This is a genomic window from Geomonas oryzisoli (genome assembly GCF_018986915.1).
In the GTDB taxonomy this organism is placed as follows: Bacteria; Desulfobacterota; Desulfuromonadia; order Geobacterales; family Geobacteraceae; genus Geomonas; species Geomonas oryzisoli.
The window spans coordinates 3,896,252-3,918,231 of sequence record NZ_CP076723.1 but is presented as its reverse complement, the minus strand read 5'-3'; the positions used below and the strand labels follow the sequence as shown (position 1 = coordinate 3,918,231).

General features: G+C 63.4%; 23 protein-coding genes. 15 read left to right on the top strand and 8 right to left on the bottom strand.

What is annotated here, in order from left to right; translation table 11 throughout:
• Positions 1-64 precede the first annotated feature (64 nt).
• From cobM to cobD, 5 genes are all read left to right on the top strand, one after another.
• Entirely contained in the window at positions 65-850 is a 786-nt protein-coding gene (cobM, locus tag KP004_RS17055) for a precorrin-4 C(11)-methyltransferase (protein ID WP_216799623.1), read from the top strand.
• Between the two features lie 113 nt (positions 851-963).
• Positions 964-2,013, top strand: coding sequence for a cobalt-precorrin 5A hydrolase (locus KP004_RS17050; protein WP_216799622.1), 1,050 nt, complete (start codon positions 964-966; stop codon positions 2,011-2,013).
• Between the two features lie 43 nt (positions 2,014-2,056).
• A complete protein-coding gene (locus tag KP004_RS17045) occupies positions 2,057-4,384 on the top strand; it encodes a cobyric acid synthase (protein ID WP_216799621.1) in 2,328 nt (775 codons plus the stop codon).
• Positions 4,381-5,340: an adenosylcobinamide-phosphate synthase CbiB gene (cbiB, locus tag KP004_RS17040; protein WP_216799620.1), complete on the top strand. Its 960-nt coding sequence runs from the start codon at positions 4,381-4,383 to the stop codon at positions 5,338-5,340. Before KP004_RS17045 ends, cbiB begins: the two co-directional genes overlap by 4 nt.
• Positions 5,341-5,513: 173 nt before the next feature.
• Entirely contained in the window at positions 5,514-6,593 is a 1,080-nt protein-coding gene (cobD, locus tag KP004_RS17035) for a threonine-phosphate decarboxylase CobD (RefSeq protein WP_216799619.1), read from the top strand.
• 218 nt (positions 6,594-6,811) lie between these two features.
• On the opposite strand, the gene KP004_RS17030 is transcribed toward cobD, so the two are convergent.
• Complete coding sequence (locus KP004_RS17030) at positions 6,812-7,546, bottom strand: PilZ-like domain-containing protein (protein ID WP_216799618.1); 735 nt, start codon at positions 7,544-7,546, stop codon at positions 6,812-6,814.
• A gap of 298 nt (positions 7,547-7,844) precedes the next feature.
• Between KP004_RS17030 and KP004_RS17025 the strand changes: the two genes are divergently transcribed.
• The 5 genes from KP004_RS17025 (at position 7,845) to KP004_RS17005 (ending at position 12,205) form a co-directional block, all read left to right on the top strand.
• Positions 7,845-8,279: a Fur family transcriptional regulator gene (locus tag KP004_RS17025; protein WP_216799617.1), complete on the top strand. Its 435-nt coding sequence runs from the start codon at positions 7,845-7,847 to the stop codon at positions 8,277-8,279.
• Complete coding sequence (locus KP004_RS17020; protein ID WP_216799616.1) at positions 8,276-9,208, top strand: metal ABC transporter substrate-binding protein; 933 nt, start codon at positions 8,276-8,278, stop codon at positions 9,206-9,208. Before KP004_RS17025 ends, KP004_RS17020 begins: the two co-directional genes overlap by 4 nt.
• Positions 9,205-9,957, top strand: coding sequence for a metal ABC transporter ATP-binding protein (locus tag KP004_RS17015; protein ID WP_216799615.1), 753 nt, complete (start codon positions 9,205-9,207; stop codon positions 9,955-9,957). Before KP004_RS17020 ends, KP004_RS17015 begins: the two co-directional genes overlap by 4 nt.
• A 162-nt stretch (positions 9,958-10,119) precedes the next feature.
• Positions 10,120-10,944: a metal ABC transporter permease gene (locus tag KP004_RS17010; protein WP_216799614.1), complete on the top strand. Its 825-nt coding sequence runs from the start codon at positions 10,120-10,122 to the stop codon at positions 10,942-10,944.
• A 100-nt stretch (positions 10,945-11,044) separates the two neighbouring features.
• Positions 11,045-12,205, top strand: a complete 1,161-nt coding sequence (locus KP004_RS17005) for a GGDEF domain-containing protein (RefSeq protein WP_216799613.1) — start codon at positions 11,045-11,047, stop codon at positions 12,203-12,205.
• On the opposite strand, the gene cls is transcribed toward KP004_RS17005, so the two are convergent.
• Together cls and KP004_RS16995 are read right to left on the bottom strand one after the other, a co-directional pair.
• Positions 12,110-13,540 (bottom strand): cardiolipin synthase, encoded by a 1,431-nt coding sequence (gene cls / locus KP004_RS17000; RefSeq protein WP_216799612.1) that lies wholly within the window; start codon positions 13,538-13,540, stop codon positions 12,110-12,112. The two genes, KP004_RS17005 and cls, sit on opposite strands and share 96 nt — an antisense overlap.
• A 117-nt stretch (positions 13,541-13,657) precedes the next feature.
• The gene (locus KP004_RS16995) at positions 13,658-14,218 is read right to left on the bottom strand and encodes a thioredoxin family protein (RefSeq protein ID WP_216799611.1); all 561 of its coding nucleotides are present in this window, start codon (positions 14,216-14,218) and stop codon (positions 13,658-13,660) included.
• Between the two features lie 151 nt (positions 14,219-14,369).
• On the opposite strand from KP004_RS16995, the gene rsmB reads away from it, so the two are divergent.
• The 3 genes from rsmB to KP004_RS16980 all read left to right on the top strand — a co-directional run bounded on the left by rsmB (position 14,370) and on the right by KP004_RS16980 (position 17,022).
• Complete coding sequence (gene rsmB, locus KP004_RS16990; RefSeq protein WP_216799610.1) at positions 14,370-15,719, top strand: 16S rRNA (cytosine(967)-C(5))-methyltransferase RsmB; 1,350 nt, start codon at positions 14,370-14,372, stop codon at positions 15,717-15,719.
• Between the two features lie 8 nt (positions 15,720-15,727).
• A complete protein-coding gene (gene rpe / locus KP004_RS16985) occupies positions 15,728-16,393 on the top strand; it encodes a ribulose-phosphate 3-epimerase (protein WP_216799609.1) in 666 nt (221 codons plus the stop codon).
• A gap of 89 nt (positions 16,394-16,482) precedes the next feature.
• Positions 16,483-17,022 carry an NUDIX hydrolase gene (locus KP004_RS16980; RefSeq protein WP_216799608.1) on the top strand — a complete coding sequence of 180 codons (540 nt, stop codon included), beginning with the start codon at positions 16,483-16,485 and terminating at the stop codon, positions 17,020-17,022.
• Positions 17,023-17,110: 88 nt separating this feature from the next.
• Here KP004_RS16980 and KP004_RS16975 read toward each other — a convergent pair whose 3' ends face one another.
• The 4 genes from KP004_RS16975 to nadA all read right to left on the bottom strand — a co-directional run bounded on the left by KP004_RS16975 (position 17,111) and on the right by nadA (position 20,568).
• On the bottom strand, positions 17,111-18,328 hold the full coding sequence (locus KP004_RS16975) for a hypothetical protein (RefSeq protein ID WP_216799607.1): 1,218 nt from the start codon (positions 18,326-18,328) through the stop codon (positions 17,111-17,113).
• A gap of 8 nt (positions 18,329-18,336) precedes the next feature.
• On the bottom strand, positions 18,337-18,954 hold the full coding sequence (locus KP004_RS16970) for an endonuclease III domain-containing protein (protein ID WP_216802667.1): 618 nt from the start codon (positions 18,952-18,954) through the stop codon (positions 18,337-18,339).
• A gap of 77 nt (positions 18,955-19,031) precedes the next feature.
• On the bottom strand, positions 19,032-19,595 hold the full coding sequence (locus KP004_RS16965; protein WP_216799606.1) for a gamma carbonic anhydrase family protein: 564 nt from the start codon (positions 19,593-19,595) through the stop codon (positions 19,032-19,034).
• A 58-nt stretch (positions 19,596-19,653) separates the two neighbouring features.
• A complete protein-coding gene (gene nadA / locus KP004_RS16960; RefSeq protein ID WP_216799605.1) occupies positions 19,654-20,568 on the bottom strand; it encodes a quinolinate synthase NadA in 915 nt (304 codons plus the stop codon).
• 199 nt (positions 20,569-20,767) lie between these two features.
• Between nadA and tatB the strand changes: the two genes are divergently transcribed.
• Together tatB and KP004_RS16950 are read left to right on the top strand one after the other, a co-directional pair.
• Positions 20,768-21,109, top strand: a complete 342-nt coding sequence (tatB, locus tag KP004_RS16955) for a Sec-independent protein translocase protein TatB (RefSeq protein WP_216799604.1) — start codon at positions 20,768-20,770, stop codon at positions 21,107-21,109.
• Positions 21,110-21,252: 143 nt separating this feature from the next.
• Positions 21,253-21,672 carry a hypothetical protein gene (locus KP004_RS16950; protein ID WP_216799603.1) on the top strand — a complete coding sequence of 140 codons (420 nt, stop codon included), beginning with the start codon at positions 21,253-21,255 and terminating at the stop codon, positions 21,670-21,672.
• 61 nt (positions 21,673-21,733) lie between these two features.
• On the opposite strand, the gene KP004_RS16945 is transcribed toward KP004_RS16950, so the two are convergent.
• Positions 21,734-21,916 carry a hypothetical protein gene (locus KP004_RS16945; protein ID WP_216799602.1) on the bottom strand — a complete coding sequence of 61 codons (183 nt, stop codon included), beginning with the start codon at positions 21,914-21,916 and terminating at the stop codon, positions 21,734-21,736.
• Between the last annotated feature and the right edge of the window lie 64 nt (positions 21,917-21,980).

Sequence of the window (21,980 nt, the reverse complement as noted above, 5' to 3'; positions counted from 1 at the left end):
TCGTTTTTCTTGGCGGCTCCACGGCTTGGCGTCTTTGCGTTAACGCTTTGTGAAAGGTCTTTCCATGTCCCATGAGAACATAGTCCATTTTGTCGGCGCCGGTCCCGGCGATGTCGAACTCATCACCGTGAAGGGGGCTCGCCTCTTGGGCGAGGCCGATGTCGTCGTCTATGCCGGCAGCCTCGTCGACCGCGAACTGGTGCTCACCTACGCACCGGATGCCCGCGTCTACGACTCCGCCGGGATGGACCTGGAGCAGACTACCAAGGTTTTGGCCGAGGCGGTACTTGCGGGGGAACTGGTGGTGCGACTGCACACCGGTGATCCTTCCATCTACGGCGCCATCCAGGAACAGATGGAGGAGTTGGACAAGCTCGGCATCAGCTATGAGGTGGTCCCCGGTGTGACCAGCGCTTTCGCCGCCGCGGCGACCCTGAAGCAGGAGTTGACTCTCCCCGAGGTGTCGCAGACCGTGGTGATCACGCGCCTGGCCGGGAGGACCCCGGTGCCCGAACGGGAGCAGTTGGGCAACATCGCGCAAATAGGCGCCACCCTGGTGATCTACCTTTCCATCTCCATGATCGAGAAAGTGGTGGAGGAACTACTGTCCGGCGCCTACCAGGAGGACACCCCGGTCGCCGTGGTGGCCAAGGCTTCCTGGGCCGACGAACAGGTGCTGACCGGGACGCTGGCGGATATCGCGGCCAAGGTGAGAGATGCCGGTATAGGCAAGCAGGCGCTCATCGTGGTGGGGGACGTGCTGCGGGCGCGCAGCGAAGGGATGAAGGCGAAGTCGCTCCTTTACGACAAGGGATTCAGCCACGGGTGCAGGGAAGGAATCGTAACTTAGAGGCTGTTCTACGTTCTATGTTCTAGGTTCTACGTTACTACCAGTGCAATGGGGACGCTGCGACGGAGCCAGTCCCTTCCGCTGCGCACCCTCTCTCCACAAAGGTCGGTACTATGCGTGTTGCCATCATCGCCATAACCGCCAACGGCGCCAGCTTGGGTGCGACGCTCAAAGGCGGCCTGCCGCAGGGTACGCTCTTTGTCCTCGAGAAGCACGCCGCGTCCGGCGCGGTGCCGTTCTCGGAACGGGTGCCGGCGCTTCTGGCACGGCTTTGGGCGGACTTCGACGGATTCGTCTGCCTCATGGCCACCGGCATCGTGGTCCGCTCCATCGCGCTGCTGCTGCAGGGCAAAGAACAGGACCCGGCGGTCGTGGTGATGGATGAGGCGGGGCGCTTCGCCATTTCTCTTCTCTCCGGCCATCTTGGGGGCGCCAACGCCCTCGCTGCCCAATGCGCCGACTTTGTCGGCGCCACGGCGGTCATCACCACCGCGACCGATGTCAACGACCTCCCTTCATTCGATATGCTGGCCCAGGAGAACGGCTGGCACATCGACGACCTGTCCCGGGTCAAGGTACTCAATGCACTGCTCCTGGAGGGCCAGCAGGTCGCAGTGATCGATCCGACCGGGAAAGTGGCACAGTACTGCGGCGGAAAGGGAAACCTTCTGTTCGTGGAAGATTGGGCGCAGGCGGCACGAACCGGGGCCAAAGGGATGGTGCTGGTGACCAACAAGCAGGTGCCCGTCGGAATCGACCTGGAGCGGACCCTGGTGCTGCGCCCCGTCGATCTCTGCCTCGGGATCGGCTGCAACCGCGGAACTGCTGCCGAGGAGATCGCTTCGGTGGTCTCGAGGCACCTGGCGCAGCTCTCCCTCGCCGAGGGAAGCATCAAGTGCCTGGCGAGCGCCGAGGCAAAGGCCGATGAAGAGGGGCTGTTGACCTATGCGCGGGGAAAGGGTATCCCGCTTGTTTTCTTCAGCAGCGTGGAGCTGAACGCTGTCAATGTTCCTTCGCCGCCGTCGGAGCATGCCTTCGCCGCAATCGGGGCGCGCGGGGTCGCCGAACCGGCGGCGCTGCTCGCGGCTGCGGGGGGAAAGCTGTTGCTGCACAAGGTGAAGGACGGCAACGTCACCCTCGCCGTTGCGCAGGCGGGCGAATGATTATTCGCCCCTACAAAATCGAATCACCTGAGGTTCCAGTTTAATGTCCAAACTTTACGTAGTAGGCATCGGCCCGGGCGGGCTGAACCACATGACCTTCGAGGCGCGCCAGGCCATCGAGGATGCCGACGTCATCGTCGGGTACCAGGCCTACCTTGACTTCATACAGCCGCTTCTTTCCGGCAAGATCCTCTACTCTTCCGGGATGATGCGCGAGGTGGAGCGCTGCTCGCAGGCCCTCACCATTGCCGCCTCGGGCAAGACGGTGGCGCTGGTTTCCAGCGGCGATGCGGGCATCTACGGCATGGCCGGACTCGCCCTGGAACTGGCCGACGAGCCGGACGCACCCTCCGACGTCGAGGTGGTCGTGGTTCCCGGTGTCTCGGCGGTGCAGGCCGCGGCTTCGGTCCTCGGTGCGCCGCTCATGCACGACTTTGCCGTGATCTCCCTCTCGGACCTGCTGACTCCGTTGGACAAGATCCGTCAACGTCTCCGGGCTGCCGCCGAGGCGGATTTCGTGGTGGCGCTGTACAACCCGCGCAGCAAGGGGCGCACCACCCAGATCGAGGAGGCGGCTGCCATCCTGATCGCGGCGCGCGGCCCGCAGGTACCGGTCGGCATCGTTCGCAACGCCTGCCGGGACGGCGAGGAGCGCATCATCACCACGCTGGGGGAGATGCTGAACCACCCGATCGACATGTTCTCCATCGTCATCATCGGCAACGCTTCGACCCGCCTCTGCAAGGACGGCAGGATCGTCACCCCCCGCGGCTACGCCACCCGCGGCGACAGCCAGAATCCCAACCGCAGGAAGCGGAGCGCCGCCACGGCCACCGATGCGCCCAGTGCCGACCCGCATGCGGTGATGTTCTGCGGCACCGGGTCCGACGTGGGGAAATCGGTGCTCGCTGCCGGCTTCTGCCGCATCCTCAAGCGCCACGGCCTCTCGGTCGCTCCCTTCAAATCGCAGAACATGGCGCTCAACTCGGCGGTCACCCCGGAGGGGGGCGAAATCGGGCGCGCCCAGGGCGTGCAGGCGGAGGCGTGCGGCATCCCGCCCCACACCGACATGAACCCGATCCTCTTGAAGCCGAACTCCGACACCGGCAGCCAGGTCATCGTGCAGGGCAAGGTGGTGCGCAACATGGGCGTCAAGGAGTACAACGCCTATAAGCCGGAGGCCTTCCTGAAGGTGCAGGAGAGCTTCCAGCGGTTGCGCGAGCGTTATGCCTTCATCGTCCTGGAAGGGGCCGGGAGCATCGCGGAGATCAACCTGCGCGCGCACGACATCGCCAACCTGAAGGTGGCGGCCATGGCCGGCGCACCGGTTATCCTGGTGGCGGATATCGACCGGGGCGGGGTCTTCGCGCAGATAGTGGGAACCCTGGAATTGCTCACGCCGGAAGAGAAGGCGCTGGTGCAAGGCGTCATCATCAACAAGTTCCGCGGGGACGTTTCGCTGCTGGACTCGGGCATCGAGTACGTTGAAAAACGCACCGGCGTCCCGGTCCTGGGGGTGCTCCCCTGGTTCAAAAGCCTCGCTCTTCCGGAAGAGGACAGCGTCGCCCTGCAGAAGAAGCCGACGGCCCCCAAGGCGCTGCAGTCGGGTGAGAAGCTGCGCGTGGGCGTGGTGCGCCTACCGCGGATCTCCAACTACACCGATTTCTCCGTGCTGGAGGCGGAGCCCGATGTGGATGTCTACTACATCCATTCGCCCTGGCTGGTAGAGAGCATGGATCTCGTGATCATCCCCGGGACCAAGTCCACCATCGCCGATCTCGTCGCTATCAGGGAGCAGGGGATCGCCGATGCACTATGCCGCTACCAGGGGCCGGTAGTCGGCATCTGCGGCGGCTACCAGATGCTCGGGGCCACGGTGAACGATCCGGACCGGGTCGAGTCAAACCTGGAAAGCACCGAGGGACTGGGGCTGCTGGACGTGGTGACCACCATGCTGAAGGAGAAGCAGACCCACCAGGCCCAAGGGGAGTTGTTGCCGGCAGGGCAGGGGGTGGCGCCGGGATGCAGCGCCGCTGTGGCGGGATACGAGATCCACATGGGCGACAGCGTGCTCGGCAGCAGCGCGAGCCCGTTCGCGCGCATCAGCAGCCGTTCCGGCACCGGCACCGATTTGGAGGATGGAGCGGTTTCGGCCGACGGCAGGGTTTTCGGCACCTACCTGCACGGGATCTTCGACAACCACGGTTTCCGGACCGGGTTCCTGAACCGGATCAGGCGGCACAAGGGGATCCCGGAGCGGGCGGAAGCGGCGCTTGCGCCCGATCCCTTCGATGAGCTCGCGGTGCACATGGAAAAGCACCTCGACCTGGAGCGGATCTTCCGGATCTGCGGCATCTCGCGCGGTCGATGACAGTCGCGGAATCACCGGTCGCGGTAGTCCTCGGCGCCGTGCTGCTGGACCTGGTCCTCGGCGACCCGCGCGCTTTGCCCCACCCGGTGGTCGGCATCGGCGAACTGATTTCCGGGCTCGAAAAGCCGCTGCGCCGCATGATCCCGAACGTGCGCATCGCGGGTGTCCTGCTGCTGGTCGCCACTGTCGGCATCAGTTATGCGCTGGCAGCGTCGCTTATCTATGCCGCTTACCTGCTCGCTCCGGCCGCCGGTTTGGTAGTCTCCCTCTACCTCGCGTGGGTTTCACTGGCGGCGCGCTCGCTGCACCAGGAGTCAGCCAAGGTGGTGCAGGCGCTGCAAAGCGGCGATCTCCCTGCCGCCAGGTTGGCGCTGTCGTATATCGTCGGGCGCGAGACCGCGGAGCTGGACGAGCCGGAGATCATCCGGGGAGCGGTGGAGACCGTTGCGGAGAACACTGGCGACGGCGTCATCGCCCCGCTTTTCTACCTGCTGCTGGGCGGTCCCGCACTGGCCATCGCCTACAAGGCGGTGAACACGCTGGACTCGATGGTGGGGTACAAGAACGAGCGCTATCTCGAGTTCGGCTGGGCTTCGGCCCGCTTCGACGATCTGGCCAATTACGTGCCGGCGCGGCTGACCGGGCTGCTCATGGTGCTGGCAGCTCCGTTGTGCGGCTTGAACGGTGGCGGTGCCTGGCGCATCTTGCGCAGGGACGGCAGGAACCATTCCTCTCCCAACAGCGGCTTTCCCGAGGCGGCGGCCGCCGGGGCGCTCGGCGTCCGGTTGGGCGGGGCAAACCGTTATTTCGGCAAGATAGTGGAGAAGCCGACCATCGGCGACCCGTCATTGCCGTTGTCCCAGGCGAGCTACGCCGGGGTGGTGCGGCTCATGTACGGCAGCGAAGCGCTGCTGGTGGCTGGGTGGCTTGCCATCGTCGCGCTCTTTAATCGTTAATGCACCTGTAGGGGCGAATAATCATTCGCCCTGGTTTCGCCAGGATCACCGATAATGCGGCCGCATCAGCGGGGCACGCGCGGCTGGGCAAATGATTATTTGCCCCTCCAGTCTGACGCTGTCCAATGCGCCGTACGGGAAGGTCACGCCGCCTGAAGCGGAAAAGGTAACTTATGGCAATCGCACATGAACATGGAGGCAACGTCTTCGCCGTGGCCAGGAACCTCGGGCTGGCGCCGGAGCGGATCATCGACTTCTCCGCCAGCATCAACCCGCTGGGGATGGCGCCGGGGGTACGCGAGGCGCTGACGGCGAGCCTGGATCGCCTGCTCCATTACCCGGACAAGGGTGCCGCCGAACTGAAGCAGGCGCTGGCCGCCTATCACGCTGTGGATGCCGCTCAAATCGCCGTTGCCAACGGGTCGACGGAGCTGATACACCTGCTGCCGCGCACCTTCTACGGGAAGAAGGCCCTCATCGTGGCGCCGGCATTCGCGGAGTACGCGCTGGCCCTGGAGCGGGCGGGGTGGCAGGTCGAGTATTTCGCACTGTCTGCCGCTGACAACTTCGCCCTCGATACTGAGGCCTTGGCTGGAAGGCTTGGCGCCGGCTACGACATGCTCTTTCTCTGCAATCCGGGTAACCCCGTCGGAAACCTGCTGCCGCTGCGGGACGTCGCGGGGATCATCGACCTGTGCCGGGAGAGCGGCACCTTCCTGGTGCTGGACGAGGCGTTCATCGATTTCTGCGAGGATGAGTCGGCGAAGCACCTCGTGCGCGAGAACCCGCGGGCGGTGTTGCTCCGCTCCATGACCAAATTCTTCGGCATCCCGGGGCTGCGTTTGGGATACGCCATCGCCGCTGCGGAAACCATCGAGCAGATCGCCGCACAGCAGGATCCCTGGAGCGTGAATACGGCGGCCCAGGTGGCGGGCATCGCTTCGCTGGCGGACGAAGGGTACTGCCGCCGCACCAGGAGCTATGTGGATCGCGAGCGCGCCAGACTTGCCGCGGCTCTTGAGCAGATCCAGGGGCTGCAGGTTTTCAGCGGGCGGGCCAATTACGTGCTGGTTCGGATTCTGCGCCAGGAGGTGAGCGCGAGACAGTTGCGCGAGGCGTTGCTCGCCAAGGGGATACTGATCCGGGACTGCGGCAACTTCCAGGGGCTGGATGCCGGCTTCTTCAGGGTTGCGGTGCGGCTCGAGGAGGAAAATGATTTGCTGCTGCGGGGACTGACGGAGGCGTTGAGGTAAAGGGAGTCGCGATAGGTGGTAGCAGAAGGGACTGGCTCCGTTTAGGTGCCTGTCCCTTTAGCGGAACGCTCCATTCTGCTCAACAAACTCACCAAGCACTAAGGGGACAGGCACCTGGCGGAGCCAGTCCCCTAGGATCAAAAAAAGGCCAGCCGGGTGCCCGGTTGGCCTTGTCAGTTGCTGCATTACATAAATTCTCGCCGGCCTGGAGGCCGTCGTTACGAAGCGCTGTTGAGGGAATAGAAGTCCTTGCGGCAGAGCCTGATACGCTTGATCTCCTCGTTACAGACGTAGCGGACTATGGCGTCGCGATCCCTCTCGTTGATGTGCATGAAACGCAACCCGGCGCTGTGGACCATCCCGTCGCCGCTGGTGATCTTCTCGCAATGCATCACCTGGGCGACCACCGGCACCACTTTCGGCTCGGGCAACGGCAGGTGGAAGGTGGCATAGACGATGTCGTCCCGCGTCATCTCCATCTCGGTCTCGGTGCGCAACCCGCCGCCGCTGATGTTGACGATCCTCGGCAGGCTGCTTTGACTCGCCACGCGCAGTCCGGCGGTGCCGCTTTCCTCGGCGGTGCCTGCGGTCACGTTGAAGAGGATCACGGGGATGTCGGTGCCGAGGCGGAAGTATTCTCTCTGGTCCTCGGGGGTCACCCGGTCGGTGAAGGCGACTCGCAGGTCCTCCTCGCCGTGGTCGTCCACCACGACGCCTTTGCAGCGATAGCTGCTGCCCCCCACGCCGACCCGGACCACCAGCGGCGCTTCGCGCCGCAGCAGCACCCCTTCGGGCAGCTTCTCGCGCGAGAGCCGCAGACGGACCTCGGTGTCGTTGATCTCGGTGACTACCGCGCCATCATTGAAAACAGTGTCCCCCGATAACGCCACTTCGACCCGGGCTTTCTGGCCGGGTTGGAAGTAGTCCTTATAGTTGTAGGTTCCGTTTTGCATGTGACGCCGCCCACCAGATAAAATAACCGCATAGCAACAGCTGTTAATGGATGCAATACAAACGCCAACGGTGCCCCTGGTAACGGTGGGGCGTCCAACCCGCTGATCTAACAGGGGTACCGTGTTCAGTGCTTCTAATCATGGTGCAGCGTGTTCCGTGAAAGACCGGAAATCCTGGGCCATATCACCGGAAGCGCTGGAATCTTAACGTAAAGTGTCTTTTAATTACAATATTTTTCTTGACAACAAACCCATGCTGGCTATCCTAAAACGAAATCATTTCTATTTAGAGGCGGGTATGGACCAGCGTCACGCAACGGCCTTGAAGGCTGCCGGCATGAAGGCGACGCCCAAGAGGCTGGCAATTCTCGAGATGCTCGAGGCTGAGCCGGGATACGCGAGCCCCGAGGAACTGTGGAAGAGGTTGAAGGATCGTTTCGACCGGTTGGGGCTGCCCACGGTGTACCGCAACCTCGAGGAACTCTCTGAAAGCGGCGTCCTCTCCAAGGTGATCCACCCGAACCGCCAGCTCTACTACTACTTCTGCAGCAACCGCGAACACCATCACCACTTCGTCTGCCTTTCCTGCCGCAAGGTCGAGGACATTCCGGCTTGCGGCATCGAAGCGTTGGAGCAGGAGGTGTCCAGGCGCAACGGCGGGAAGGTACTCTCGCACATCCTGCAGTTGAACGGACTGTGCGGCGGTTGCGCCGATAACGGGGAAAAACAATGAAATGGCTCATGGCCTTACTGCTGACGCTGCTTCTCATAACACCGGGATGCAGCAGGGAAAAGGAAAAACAGCACGCAAACGGCAAACTCCAGGTGGTGACGACCCTGTTTCCGCTGTACGACTTCGCCCGGACCATCGGCGGCGACCGGGCGGAGGTGACCCTGCTGCTTCCGCCGGGCGTCGAGCCGCATTCCTTCGAGCCGCGCCCCGAGGACGTGGTCCGGGTCAACCGCGCCGATCTCTTCATCTACACCAATGCGGTGATGGAGCCCTGGGCCGCCAACATCATCTCCGGGCTGGACAAAGGTAAGGTCGAGGTCGTCGAGGGCGGAAAGGGGATTGCCCTGATGCAGGGGCCGGTCTCGGACCAGCACCGCGGGGAGCACGACGCGCACGAAGGAAAGGGGGGAGATCCCCATATCTGGTTGGACTTCGACAATGCCCGCACCATCGCCAGGAACATCCTTGCCGCCTACGTCGCCCGCGATCCGGGTAACAAGGCCCTCTACGAGCAGAGCGCGGCCCGGCTGGACGGGCAGTTGGCGGCCCTGGATCAGCGCTACCGGGAGACCCTGGCACAGTGCCTGAAGAAGGTGCTGCTGCATGGCGGGCATTACGCTTTCGGATACCTCGCCAGGCGCTATGGCCTCAAGTACATCTCCGCCTCGGCGGTGAACGCCGATGCCGAGCCCACTCCGGCCAAGCTGGCCGAACTGGTGCAGGTGATGCGCCGCGAACACCTGAACTACGTGTATACCGAGGAACTGTTGAGCCCCCGCGTCGCCGAGACCATCGCCCGGGAGACCGGTGCCAAGGTGCTCATGCTGCGGGCCGGGCACAACGTCACCAGGGATGACCTGCAGCGTGGCGTCAGCTTCATCTCCCTCATGGAAGAAAATCTCCAAAACCTGAAGACGGGACTGCAATGAACGATAAAGCTCTCAGCGTGCGCAAGCTCTGCGCCGGCTATCACGGCACCGAGGTGCTGCAGGACATCAGCTTCAGCGTGAGCGCCGGTGACTACGTCGGGATCTGCGGCCCCAACGGCTCGGGGAAGAGCACCATGGTCAAGATCATCCTGTCGCTGCTGGCACCGACCTCGGGAGAGGTGTCGCTGCTCGGGACCCCGCAGGCATCCTTCCACGACTGGCATCGGATCGGCTATCTGCCCCAGGGGTTGCAGTTCTTCAACCCGCACTTCCCGGCCACCGTTGACGAGGTGATCCGCCTGGGGCGGCTCTCCGCGAAGAAGTTTCCCAGGCGCTTCAACCGGGACGATGCCGCGGCCGTGGAGAGGACCATGGAATGGATGGGAATCTCCCACATCAGGGGGGCGATGATCGGCGAACTGTCGGGGGGGCTTCGGCAGCGGGTGCTGCTGGCCCGGGCGCTGGTGAACGAACCGGCGCTGCTGGTTATGGACGAGCCGACCACGGCACTCGATCCCGAAACCAGGGAGAGTTTCTACAAGCTCATCTTCGAGATGAACCGGGAGAAGAAGTGCACCGTGCTCCTGGTCACCCACGACACGGCGACCATCGGCAAGTACGCGTCCCACCTGTTGTATCTGGACAAGAAGGTGGTCTTCTACGGCAGTTTCGACGATTTCTGCAACTCCAGCGAGATGACCGGGTTCTTCGGCGAGCACGGGCAGCATTTGGTTTGTCATAGGCACTGACGTACCTCCCCCTCCCCTTGCGGGAGGGGGCAGGTGGGTGGGGTAAGGTGCCACCTTCGACAATCATGGCAAGGTCACCCACCCCCAGCCCCTCCCGTCAAGGGAGGGGGGCGGGTACCACGTAGGGCGAATGATTATTCGCCCCGCCTTTAGAGGTTTGAAATGAACTTGAACGAGATGCTCAGCTACGGCTTCATGCAGAGGGCGCTGATCGGCGGGTCGCTGATCGCGATCCTCTGCTCGGTGCTCGGGGTCTTCCTCGTGCTGCGCAGGCTGTCGCTGATCGGCGACGGCCTCGCCCACGTCACCTTCGGCAGTGTGGCGCTCGCGCTCTTTTTCCGGCTGCACTCGGTCTACATGACCCTCTCCATCATCCCGGTGGTGCTCGCCTCGGCCCTGGGGATCCTGAAGCTGGCCCAGAAGGCGAGGATCTACGGCGACGCCGCCATCGGCATGGTCTCCGCCATCGGCATCGCGACCGGCGTGCTCCTCGCCAGCGTCGCCGGCGGCTTCAACGTCGACCTTTTCAGCTACCTTTTCGGCAACATCCTTTCCATCAGCTCCAGCGAACTGGCCATCGCGGCGGTGCTCTTTTGCATCGTCATCGCCGGGGTGGTCATGTTCTACAACGAGCTCTTCGCCAGCACCTTCGACGAGGAACTCGCCAAGAGCTCAGGGCTCAACACGGACCGCATCAACACGGTCCTGGTGCTGCTCACCGCCCTGACCGTCGTGCTGGCCATGAAGGTGGTGGGGATCATGCTGATATCGGCCCTTCTCATCCTCCCGGCGGTCTCCGCCCTGCAGATCGCCAAGGGGTTCAAGACCGCCATCGTATCGGCGGCGGGGATCGGCGTCGCTACCGTCATCATCGGCATCTCCCTCTCCTTCGTCGTTAACCTCCCCACCGGCGCCACCATCGTGCTGATCAACTTCGCGGTGTTTCTCTGCGCCTTTGCCGCCCGGACCCTGCTGCGTCACCCCTGACCCCGCGCCGGTTTTTTTACCTGCCCGATTAACTTTCCAGGAGACCCGCCGATAAGGAGGAAGGGCGCATTTCTGCGCCATTACCTGACGAGGCGGCGGAATGATAGAGGCAAAGGGATGGGTGACTGCGCAGGTCGGGGAGAGGTACGCCGGCCATAACCGGGTGCTGGGCGTGATCGCCTCGCTCCTGGTCGGGCTGGTGCTGCTCGACGTCTACCTGCTTCCCCCGCAATCCCCGTGGGGGCTGTACGTGGTGCTTGCCACGCTGGCCCTGGCAGGTTTACTCCTGCTCACGCGGCGGCTGCTGCCCGACGGCCAGCTCAAGGCCTCGCTGGAACTGGTGCTGCTACTGGTCTACCTGGTCTTCGTCTGCTGGTGCACCGGCAGGACCGACAGCCCGTTCGTCTCGGCGATCTACCTGGTGCTGATGGCCACCTCGCTCACGCTGGGCAGGCGCATCACCTATCTCATGGCAGGGCTCGCCGTCGCCTCCTATTCGCTGCTGGCGGCCGGCGAGTCCCCCGCACTCTGGAGCCACATTCCCGGTTATCTGATTCGCGTCTTCCCCTTCATCCTGATCGCCCACGTCGGCGCCATCCTTGCCGGAGAAACCGAGGCCGCGCGCGCCGAGGTGGAGCGCCTGTCGCTTACCGACGACCTCACCGACTTCAACAACATGCGCAGCTTCGAGAGCCTGGCCCTGCAGCAGGAGAAGGTGGCGCGCCGGTACCGGACTCCCTTCGCCATCTGCATGCTGGACGCTGACAACCTGAAGCAGATCAACGACCGGTACGGACATCTCGCGGGGACGGAACTGATCAAATGGACCGCACGGGTGATCAGGTCGAACATCCGGGAGAGCGACATCGCGGCACGGTTCGGCGGGGACGAGTTCATCATCATGTACACCGACCACGACAAGGAGCAGATCCGCCCCGCGGTAGAGCGGATCGTCCGCGCCATGAGCGCGTGCCCTTTCAGCTACGACGGGAACCTCATCGAATGCACCTTGTCGGCCGGTATCGCCTCCTTCCCCTGGGACGGCGACGACCTGAAGAGCGTGGTGAAGCAGGCGGACCTGGCCATGTACCGCAGCAAGCGGCTGGGGAAGAACCGGGTGTCACTGGCGGAATCGGAGCGGGATCAAAGGGCGGAGGGGGAGAAACTACAGGTACGGGGAGAAAAGCTTCGCGGCAGCGTCGCGCAGCTTGACGGGGAGAGAACGGGCATCCATCTCGGCAAGCGTGAGCTCCCGCGATAGCGCCAGGGTGGCCTGGCTGTGGTCCTCGAGCTGGGCCGCGAAGTTCAGGTCGTATACCTCGAGGTTGAACTCGAAGTTGAGCCTGAGGCTTCTCGGGTCAAGGTTGGCGCTGCCGATCAGGCTCCAGCTGCGGTCCATCACCATGAACTTGGTGTGCACGAACGGGGCGGGCTGGGTGTAGATGCGCACCCCCTGCTGCAGGAGCTCCCAGAGGTACGAATTGCTGGCCCACTGCAGGAAGGGGAGGTTGTTGAGCTCGGGGAGCACCAGGGTGATCTCGACGCCGCGCAGGGCCGCGGTGATCAGGGCCGAAATCAACGGCCGGTCCGGGATGAAGTAGGGGGTCACGATGGTGACCGTGCGTCTGGCGCAGGAGAGCGCACCGAGTATGATCCAGTTCAGCTTCCGGAACTCCTTGTCAGGCCCGTCACTAACCGCCCGCACCAGGGCGGTCCCCGTCTCGGTGAGTTCCGGGAAGTAGCGCGCGTCGGTCAGCTGTTTTCCCTTGGCGAAGTGCCAATCCTCGAGGAAGGTCCGCTGCAGGTCGGCCACCACCGGGCCGGTCACCTGGAAATGCAGGTCCTTGACTACCGGGGCCGGGCCGGTGACCATGTGCCTGCCGCCGATGTTCATCCCGCCGGTAAAGCCGGTTGCCCCGTCCACAACCATGATCTTGCGGTGGTTGCGCAGGTTCAGGTATCCCCCCGGCCTCAGGGGGAGGAATCTCATGAACTCCACCTTGGACCCCTTCAGCAGCTCCCATGCCGTCGGAACCGAGTATTTTTCCCCCAGACTGTCCACGATGACCCGTACCTCAACCCCGCGGTTCGCCGCACGCGTCAGCGACCTGATGAAGCGTTTTCCGGTCTCATCCCCGTCGAAGATGTAGGTGGAGAGGTGCACCGACGATTGGGCCGCGTCGATGGCGGCGATCATGGCGGGATAGGCCTCCTCGCCGTTCTCCAGCGGCACCAGGTGGTTGCCCGGCAACAGTCTCGTGCTCACCACGCGCTCGGAGAGGTTGCGCAACTCCCTGAGATAGGAAAGCTCGCCGGGGAGCTTGGTGGGAGGGAGGTCCGTGGCCGGCTGGGGGAGTATCAGGGCGGGACCTGCTTCGCGGTGCCAGCGCTTGGCGCGGCTGTAGATCCGGTTCACCCCCATGCCCCAGTAGAAGATGGATCCGAAAAACGGGATGGCGAGGCAGGTGAGGATCCACCCCAGGGCCGAGCGGGGATCCCGCTTGTTGATCAGCGCGTGCCCCGCCGAGAGGATCGCCAGCGAGGCCAGGGAGACTAAAAGGAGTGTCGTGAAGATGTGGTCCAGCACGTGTGCCATAAGGATGAGCCTGTCGTCAGCAAAGCATCCGGCGTGAAGCCGTCATATCATGCAAAAAGAGGGCGGCATGGCTGCCGCCCCCCGGTGGAATCTGGCAACTGCTGCGATATGCAGGGATCAAAGCAGCGTGAAGGGGTGGGCCCGCTTGGTCCAGTCGCTGTCCGGGTACTCCTTGGAGAGCTGCTGGTAGATGTCCTTCAGGGCGACGGGGTCATGGCTCGAGCTGAACCGGGCCACCCCGCGCAGGTACACCGCCTCGGGCGCCGCCGCGCACTTAGGGCAGCCGTTCAAGAGGGTGGTCAACTGGATCACCGCCTCGTTGAACTGGCCGTTGTCCAGGCTCGCCTTCGCCATGCCCAGGAGCACCGAGCCGACCATCTCGTCGGGCGGAAGGTAGCCGACCGTGCGCTGGTGCTCGCGCCCGTACAGGTCGAGGGTGACCAGGGTCGGGGTCCAGGAGATGCGGAAGTCGCCGGTCTGGGTGGTGGAGGAAACCGGGATCCTGACCGGGATGACGCGGTCCCCGATGAAGTTGATCACGTCGTCGTCGGCGAAGGTGACCTCCTCCATCTGCTTGCAACCGATACATTGCGGGCTGAAGAATTCGATCAAGACAGTCTTCTGTTCAGCCTTCGCCCGAGCCAGCGCTTTTCCCATGTCCGTTTCCCAAGGTATCATGGTAAACCCTCCTCCCGGTTATCATTAAACCCACGCTAAAGGGTAGCCTTTGGTTTTCATGTGTCAAGTCCCCTAACCGCTTGCAGTTTTGGGCGAAATGCATATAATGAATCCGGCCCAGCCCAGACACTCACGCCTGAAAGGAAGTATTTTGTCCAGCAAAAACCCGCGCCGCGCCGCCTTTGAGATCCTGCTTCGCATCGAAAAAGAGAAGTCCTTCGCCGACATCCTGATAGACCACGAACTGTCCAAGGACATGATCAAGGGGGCCGACCGCGGCCTTCTTACCGAATTGGTGTACGGCGTGCTGCGCCGGCAGGGAACCCTGGACCACATCATCGGGCAGTTCTCCACACAGAGGACCGACAAGCTCGAGCTCTACGTGCTGCTCTTGTTGCGCCTGGGGTTGTACCAGTGCTTCTTCCTGGATCGCGTCCCGGTTTCCGCTGCGGTCAACGAGACGGTGAAGCTCGCCAAGGAGCTCGCGCCGCGGGCGTCCGGCTTCATCAACGCCATCCTGAGGAACGCCGACCGCAACCGCGACAACATCAGCTACCCGGACCGCGCCGAGAACCCGGTGGGCTACCTGGCGGTGCGCTACTCCCACCCCGCCTGGCTGACTAAGCAGTGGTGCGATCAGTTGGGCGTGGACGGTGCCGAGGAACTCGCCGCCGCCATGTCGGAGCCGCCTCCCTTCACCATCCGGGTCAACACCCTGCGCACCTCCCGAGAGGCGCTCATGGCGCGTCTGACCGAGGAGGGGATCAACTGCAGCGCGACCCGCTGGTCTCCCGACGGCGTCAGGCTGAACCAGTCCGGGCTGATCTCGCGGCTTCCCTCCTTCCGCGACGGCCTTTTCACCGTGCAGGACGAGTCCTCGCAACTGGCGCCCCTGTTCCTTTCTCCGGAAAAGGGTGACCGGGTGCTTGACGCCTGTGCCGCCCCCGGAGGCAAGACCACGCAGATCGCCCAGCTCATGGGGGACACCGGCGAGATCTACGCCTGCGACGTGAACCACAAGAAGCTCAGACTGATCAAGGAGACCTGCGATCGGCTCGGCATCACCACGGTGCGCACCTTCACCATGGACGCCAATGCGCCCTCCCCCGCCATCAAGGATGTCACCTTCCAGCGCATCCTGGTCGATGCCCCCTGCTCGGGGCTCGGCGTGATCCGGCGCAACCCCGAGGGGAAGTGGAGCAAGTCCCCCGATGACCTGCTGCCGCAGGCGCGCACCCAGGTCACCATCCTGGAGAACCTCTGCAAGTACCTGGAGAAGGAGGGGACGCTCCTCTACGCCACCTGTTCCACCAGCGTCCAGGAGAACGAGTACGTCATCGACACCTTCCTGCGCGAGCACCCCGAATTCGTAGCCGAGGACCTGCGCACGCTCTTCCCCGAGTTCGCGCCGCTCTTTACCGAGCGCGGCTTTTTCAGGAGCTGGCCGCACCGCGACGGCATGGACGGCTTCTTCGCCGCCCGCCTCAAGAAAATCAAGTAGGAGAAGCCATGAAAAAGATCGCACCTTCCATACTTTCCGCCGACTTCGCACGCCTGGGCGAGGAGATCAAGGCCATCGAGACGGCCGGCGCCGACTACGTCCACATCGACGTGATGGACGGCCAGTTCGTTCCCAACATCACCATCGGACCGCTCATCGTCGAGGCCGCGCGCCGGGCCACCACGCTGCCGCTGGACGTGCACCTGATGATCGTGGACCCGGACCGCTACATCCCGGACTTCGCCAAGGCGGGGAGCGACATCATCGTGGTGCACGCCGAGGCGACCAACCACCTGCATCGCACCATCCAGCTGATCAAGTCGTTCGGCAAGAAGGCGGGCGTGTCGCTCAACCCGGCGACTCCCTTGAACGTTCTCGACTACGTCATGGAGGAGCTGGACCTGATCCTTTTGATGACGGTGAACCCGGGCTTTGGCGGTCAGTCCTTCATCGAGGCCTGCATCCCGAAGATCCAGGCGCTGCGCGCCACCATGGACCGCAGGGGGGTCGAGGCGGAGCTCGAGGTGGACGGCGGGGTCAAGACCGACAACATCGCCCGCATCGCCCACGCCGGCGCCGACGTCTTCGTGGCCGGCAGCGCCGTCTTCAACTCACCCGACTACGCGGCGACCATCGCAGAGCTGAAGCGGCGGGCCAAGGAGCCGGTGCTCTGATAGCCGAAAACGGGCAGGAACGGCCGGGGTCGCCGGCCGCGATCAGGGAGCGGCTGAAGTCCTCCCTCGCCGCGCGCCGCCGCGTAGCCATGGAGGCGGGGCCGGTCCCCGCCGCCGTCCTGCTCCCCCTGTTCCTGAAGGACGGGGAGTACCACATCCTCTTCACCAAGCGGACTACCCATCTCACCCATCATAGCGGCGAGATCTCCTTCCCCGGCGGGCGCTGCGAGGAAAGCGACCGCGACAGCGCCGACACCGCCACCCGCGAAGCGTGGGAGGAGGTCGGCATCGACCCCGCCGACGTCGAGATCCTCGGCGAGCTGGACGACTGCCACTCCATCCACAACTACCTGGTCACCCCCGTGGTCGGCATCTTCCCGGAAAACTACCTCCTCACCGTCAACGACGCCGAGATCGAAAGGCTCATCGAGGTGCCGCTGGCGCACTTCTCCAAGCCGGGCGTGTACCGGGTCGAGTACTGGGACCACAAGGGGATCAAGAACTACCCGATGTACTTCTACCTCTACGGCGACGACGAGATCTGGGGGCTGACCGCCCGGATACTGAAGAACTTCCTGGACGTGTTGTGGGGAGTCGAGCAGGCGGGCGAGGAGTCGGAGCAGTTCTAGCGGGACTGGGCCGGCAGGAACCGAGGGGGCAGGGCAAGAAGGGGGACGGCTAGAAGGGGGACAGGCACCTTCGGAGCCAGTCCCCTTTTTAGTTCGGGCGGGCCTTGGCGAGTAAGATCCTTTTCAGGTCGATGGCGAGACGCCTCTGCTCCTTTTGCAGCACGAAACCCCGCTTGAGCGCCCCTTCCTCGATCCCTTTCATGTGCAGCGCCCCCCAGGGCACCACCACGGTGTCGTAGCGCTCCAGCGCCCGGTCCAGGTAGCCCAGCAGCACCTGGTTGCGACGGGTCAGGATGTCGTCCATGATCACCGCGTACATCTCGGGGGTGACGTTCTTGTCGGCCCAGCGGTTCAGGTTTAAGACGGCGCCGACGACGGAGGGGGCACTGCGCAGCTCTTTCCCGACATGGTCCAAAAAGAGCAGGGTTTCGGGACGGAACGTGCTCAGGTCGGTGTCGGCCACCAGCACGTCAGGCTGGTTCGCCGCCGGCTTGGAGGGGGAAGCCTCCAGCGATTTCTCGTCGATCACCCTCCCGGGAATGAGCAGCTTCTCCTGCGAGGCAAGCCCGAGAAAACTCGCCACTTCACGGTAATCGAAGTGGTTGTGCAGCACCTGTTTCTTGTCGGTCACCCCTTCCGCCAGCACCACGGTCCGCCCCTGGGCCGAAACCCGCGCCACGTCCTGGTAATATCCCTTCTCTCCGACATGCACCATTCCCGTGAGCAGCAGCGTCTGGTTGCCGCGCCGGTACACCCGCTCGGTCAGGTAAAGGCCGCGCGGCATCACCTTGATGAAGCCGGCGGTGTCCTGTTGCGCCCAGAGATCGGCCCCGCACAGCGTCAGGGCTGCCAGGAACAGGGGGAGGACGACGAGGTTGACTGCGGTGAAGAGGAGCGTGTTGCGCGGGCTGAAGAACGGGCCCTCGAAGCGCCAGGACGGGAGCGTGAGTCCCGGGTCCTTGCCGTCGCGGTAGCGCGCGATCAACAAAGGCGGCACGCCGACCTGGATGGCCGCCATCGCGATGGCGTACAGCTTTGAGTCCCCCAGCACCGGAAAGATCCAGGCCGCCAGGGGGCAGGCGAACAGGAAGGCGATCAGCGGGATGAAGAGCTTCTTGGGGAGGCGTCGGTCGATCCCCAGGCAGAAGTAGAGGGGGACGGCGAGGAGCAGGACCGAGTTGGCGACCTGCATCCTGAACATGGTGAGCGGCGCCACCGGGGCGACCAGCGAGGACAGCTCGTCCAGTACCGAGAGGAAACCGTCGGCGAAGAACAGGATCAGGAAGACGTTGGCGAATTTTTTCATGGAGTGGGCTATGGTGTGGCGTGGCAGCAGGCCCGGCCCAGCGGGCAGCCGTCGCAGGAAGGTTTCTTGCGGCAATGGCGCTTGCACTGTTCCACGATCAGCGCGTGGTACTCGTTGAACAGCGGCACTTCGTTGGGCAGGTGCTCCATGAACAGGGCACGCACCCGGTGGTAGTCGTCCTTTTCGCTGACGAGCCCGAGCCTGGAAAAGAAGCGCCGGGTATAGGCGTCGACGACGAAGGACGGTTTCTCCCCGGCGTAGAGGAGGATGGAATCGCAGGTCTCGGGGCCGATGCCGGGGACCCGGATCAGCTCTTCGCGCAGTTTCTGCCACTCTCCGGCGAACATCCCCTCCAGGCTGCCGTGCCGCTCGAAAAGCCACTGCACGAATCCCTTCAGCCGCGCGCTTTTCACGTTGAAAAAGCCGGAGGGGCGAACCATGTCGGCGAGCCGCTCCTGGGGTACTTCCCGGATCGCCTCAGCCGAGAGGAGCCCCTCCCGTTTCAGGTTCGCTATCGCCTTTTCTACGTTGAGCCAGTTGGTGTTCTGGGTGAGGATGGCGCCGACGCAGACCTCGAAAGGTGTGTCGGCGGGCCACCAGTTGAGGGCCCCGTAGCGCCGGTACATCGCGTCGTAAATGTCCAGCAGGCGGGCCTGTGTTTCGCTTGGTGCCACGTCGGTATCTCGGGTGCCGCGGCTCCCCGCTAGGGTGCGCCGCTGAGCTTCTGCGCCTCGGTGGCGGCATCTTCCAGGTATTCCCTGGAGTACCTGACGTAGTTCCCGGCGGAACGTCCCAGCCAGGCGATCTCGTTCTCGGTGAGGTCCCGCTTGTACTTGGCGGGTGCCCCGACCCAGAGGGTGCCGGGGGGGATCACGGTTCCTTCGGTGACCAGGGCGCGGGCGCCGACCAAAGCCCCCTTGCCGACCACCGCCTTGTCCATGATCATCGCCTGCATTCCGATGAAGGCGCCGTCCTCGATGGTGCAGCCGTGCAGGGTGACGCTGTGTCCCACGGTGACGTCGTTGCCGATGACGAGCGGCGCGCCCGGGTCCTCGGCGTGTTTTTTGTGCGTCACGTGCAGCATGGAGAGGTCCTGGATGTTGGTGCGGTCCCCGATGCTGATCGAGTTCACGTCGCCGCGCACCACGCAGTTGTACCAGATGCTCGCTTCCTTGCCGATGGTGACGTCGCCGATGACCACCGCACCCTCGGCGATGAAGGCGGACGGGGCGATCTTGGGATGCATGCCTTTAAACGATCGGATCATTGTCGATGCTCCTTGGGAAAGAAAGGTCCTACCAGCCCCTAGCCCCCAGCCCCTGCTGTTAATCCCTCGGGATGGCCAGCATGCGGTCCAGGGCACGCTTGGCGGGGATGCGGACCTCTTCCGGGACCTTGACCACGGGTCTCATGCTGGAGAGTGCCTCGTGCACGTCTTCCAGCGAGGTGAGTTTCATGTTGGGACAGATGAGGGCCGGGGAGGCGAGGATGAACTCCTTGTCCGGGTTCTCGCGCTTGAGCCGCCACAGGATGCCGGCCTCGGTACCGATGATGAAGCGCTTGGCATCGCTTTTCTTGCAGTAGTCGTACATGCCGGTGGTCGAGCAGACGTGGTCGGCCAGCTCAACCACGGCCGGGTTGCACTCCGGATGGCAGACGAAGGGGGCGCCCGGGTTCTGCGCCTTCAGTTCCTTCACCACTTCGGGGCGCAGCCGCTCGTGGGTGGGGCAGTACCCCTCCCAGAGGTGGAACTTCTTGTCGGTGAAGCGAGCCACGTAGCTCCCGAGGTTCTTGTCCGGCGCGAAGATGATCTCCTGCTCGCTCATGGACTGGACCACCTTGAGGGCGTTGGCGGAGGTGCAGCAGATGTCGCTCTCGGCCTTGACCGCGGCCGAGGAATTCACGTAGGTCACCACCGGCACGCCGGGGAGTTTGGCCTTCAGTTGCTTCAGTTCTTCCGCCGAGACCATGTCGGCCATGGGGCAGCCTGCGTCCAGGCGCGGAAGCAGTACCGTCTTTTCCGGAGCCAGGATCGAGGCCGATTCGGCCATGAAGTGGACGCCGCAGAAGACGATCACCTCGGCGTCAGTCTTGGCCGCCTCAATGGAAAGGGCCAGCGAGTCCCCGGTTATGTCAGCGATCTCCTGTACTTCGTCACGCATGTAGTTGTGCGCCAGGAGCACGGCTTTGCGCTCTTTGAGCAGCGATTTAATATCAGTCTTTAAAGATTCCTGCGTCATGTTTGTCACCACCAAACTGTCTTTCTCATTTGAAATATATGGTAAACAGGACCGATAGTAGACAATGTTAGGGATCATGTCAAACCAATTAAGGTCCTACCTTTGCAAGCTTGACACCCGACGGTAAAACCTCTATTATTTTTTACAATTTTTGTATGACAAACGCGTGTTTGAACGCATACCAAGCGAGGTAGATAGTATGTTCGGAATCGGGATGCCTGAACTGGTCATCATTTTGGTCATAGCGCTCATCGTCATCGGTCCGCAGAAGCTGCCGGACCTTGCGAAGTCGCTGGGGAAGGGGTTGGCGGAGTTCAAGAAGGCCACCGATGACTTCAAGCAGACCATCGAGGCTGACAGCAGGACCGAAGAAGAGAAGGAGCACCTGGCGAAGCTGGCCGAGGCCAAGAAGAAGGCCGAGGAGGAGAAGGCGCGCGAGGCCGAGGAGCTCAAGGCCAAGGTCGAGGGGACCGCTGTCGCCGAGCCGGCTCCGGTTGCCGCAGCCGCCGCTGCTACCGCGGAAGCGGAGAAGAAGGCCTAGAGTTCGCCACACATTCGGACGCGAAAAAGGCGGGGTGACCCCGCCTTTTTTCTTACCTCTACGCTGCAATAGCGAGGGGGACTGGCTCCGCAAGGTGCCTGTCCCCTTATGGTCCCCGCCGTGGACGGCCACAGGTGACGCCTATGTTCAACTGGTTCAGGAAGAAGAAAGAGGAGCTGATGTTCGCCGATAGCGCCGCCGCCTTCGCCCATGCCTGCTCCATCGGCTACACCCCTCTGATCGGGGGGCTGGTTCCGGCACTGGTCGAGGAGTCGTGCGGCCTGAACCGCGACGGCGAGCGCACCTTCCAGATCACGCTGGCCGCCAGTGACGGGGCGCTGAAGCTCTGGAGCTGCACCCTGAAGGGAGCGCCGGGGTACCCGGAACCGGGGGAGTTCGTCGGCTTTAGGATCGTCACCATCGCCTCGGATCTCCCCGAGCCCGCCAACCTGATCGGCTACATCGCCTGCCGCCTGGAACCGAGACTGGTGCCGGGTAAGGGATGGGCCGTGGCGCAGAATTACACCCCCGAGAACGTCAAGCCCGACTTCCGACCCATGTAGCAAAGGCGGGCGAATGATTATTCGCCCCTACCTTCCCGGCAACATCCCACCGCATGCTCACCTATTTCAAGATCAAGTCGGCCGGGACCGGGTCGCTCTCCCAGGTGATTTCCGGGTAGAGAGCCTTGTCCAGCTTCAGGTAGGTGCCGTCCACCCCGGTTTCCGCCCACCAGCATTCGTTGCCTTTCACCGGGAGCTTGTCGAAAAGGTACAGGTCGTTGTTCTTGTCTCTGGCGAGGAACATGGTGCTCTCCTTTTTCCGCGGCGGCCGCAGCCGCAAACGGGAAGGCCCTCCAGCTCTGGCAGGA

Excerpts from the sequence above, each read along its gene's own strand:
- cobM (WP_216799623.1), top strand. The coding sequence starts at position 65 with ATGTCCCATGAGAACATAGTCCATTTTGTCGGCGCCGGTCCCGGCGAT.
- KP004_RS17050 (WP_216799622.1), top strand. The coding sequence starts at position 964 with ATGCGTGTTGCCATCATCGCCATAACCGCCAACGGCGCCAGCTTGGGT.
- KP004_RS17045 (WP_216799621.1), top strand. The coding sequence starts at position 2,057 with ATGTCCAAACTTTACGTAGTAGGCATCGGCCCGGGCGGGCTGAACCAC.
- cbiB (WP_216799620.1), top strand. The coding sequence starts at position 4,381 with ATGACAGTCGCGGAATCACCGGTCGCGGTAGTCCTCGGCGCCGTGCTG.
- cobD (WP_216799619.1), top strand. The coding sequence starts at position 5,514 with ATGGCAATCGCACATGAACATGGAGGCAACGTCTTCGCCGTGGCCAGG.
- KP004_RS17030 (WP_216799618.1), bottom strand. The coding sequence starts at position 7,546 with ATGCAAAACGGAACCTACAACTATAAGGACTACTTCCAACCCGGCCAG.
- KP004_RS17025 (WP_216799617.1), top strand. The coding sequence starts at position 7,845 with ATGGACCAGCGTCACGCAACGGCCTTGAAGGCTGCCGGCATGAAGGCG.
- KP004_RS17020 (WP_216799616.1), top strand. The coding sequence starts at position 8,276 with ATGAAATGGCTCATGGCCTTACTGCTGACGCTGCTTCTCATAACACCG.
- KP004_RS17015 (WP_216799615.1), top strand. The coding sequence starts at position 9,205 with ATGAACGATAAAGCTCTCAGCGTGCGCAAGCTCTGCGCCGGCTATCAC.
- KP004_RS17010 (WP_216799614.1), top strand. The coding sequence starts at position 10,120 with ATGAACTTGAACGAGATGCTCAGCTACGGCTTCATGCAGAGGGCGCTG.
- KP004_RS17005 (WP_216799613.1), top strand. The coding sequence starts at position 11,045 with ATGATAGAGGCAAAGGGATGGGTGACTGCGCAGGTCGGGGAGAGGTAC.
- cls (WP_216799612.1), bottom strand. The coding sequence starts at position 13,540 with ATGGCACACGTGCTGGACCACATCTTCACGACACTCCTTTTAGTCTCC.
- KP004_RS16995 (WP_216799611.1), bottom strand. The coding sequence starts at position 14,218 with ATGATACCTTGGGAAACGGACATGGGAAAAGCGCTGGCTCGGGCGAAG.
- rpe (WP_216799609.1), top strand. The coding sequence starts at position 15,728 with ATGAAAAAGATCGCACCTTCCATACTTTCCGCCGACTTCGCACGCCTG.
- KP004_RS16980 (WP_216799608.1), top strand. The coding sequence starts at position 16,483 with ATGGAGGCGGGGCCGGTCCCCGCCGCCGTCCTGCTCCCCCTGTTCCTG.
- KP004_RS16975 (WP_216799607.1), bottom strand. The coding sequence starts at position 18,328 with ATGAAAAAATTCGCCAACGTCTTCCTGATCCTGTTCTTCGCCGACGGT.
- KP004_RS16970 (WP_216802667.1), bottom strand. The coding sequence starts at position 18,954 with ATGTACCGGCGCTACGGGGCCCTCAACTGGTGGCCCGCCGACACACCT.
- KP004_RS16965 (WP_216799606.1), bottom strand. The coding sequence starts at position 19,595 with ATGATCCGATCGTTTAAAGGCATGCATCCCAAGATCGCCCCGTCCGCC.
- nadA (WP_216799605.1), bottom strand. The coding sequence starts at position 20,568 with ATGACGCAGGAATCTTTAAAGACTGATATTAAATCGCTGCTCAAAGAG.
- tatB (WP_216799604.1), top strand. The coding sequence starts at position 20,768 with ATGTTCGGAATCGGGATGCCTGAACTGGTCATCATTTTGGTCATAGCG.
- KP004_RS16950 (WP_216799603.1), top strand. The coding sequence starts at position 21,253 with ATGTTCAACTGGTTCAGGAAGAAGAAAGAGGAGCTGATGTTCGCCGAT.
- KP004_RS16945 (WP_216799602.1), bottom strand. The coding sequence starts at position 21,916 with ATGTTCCTCGCCAGAGACAAGAACAACGACCTGTACCTTTTCGACAAG.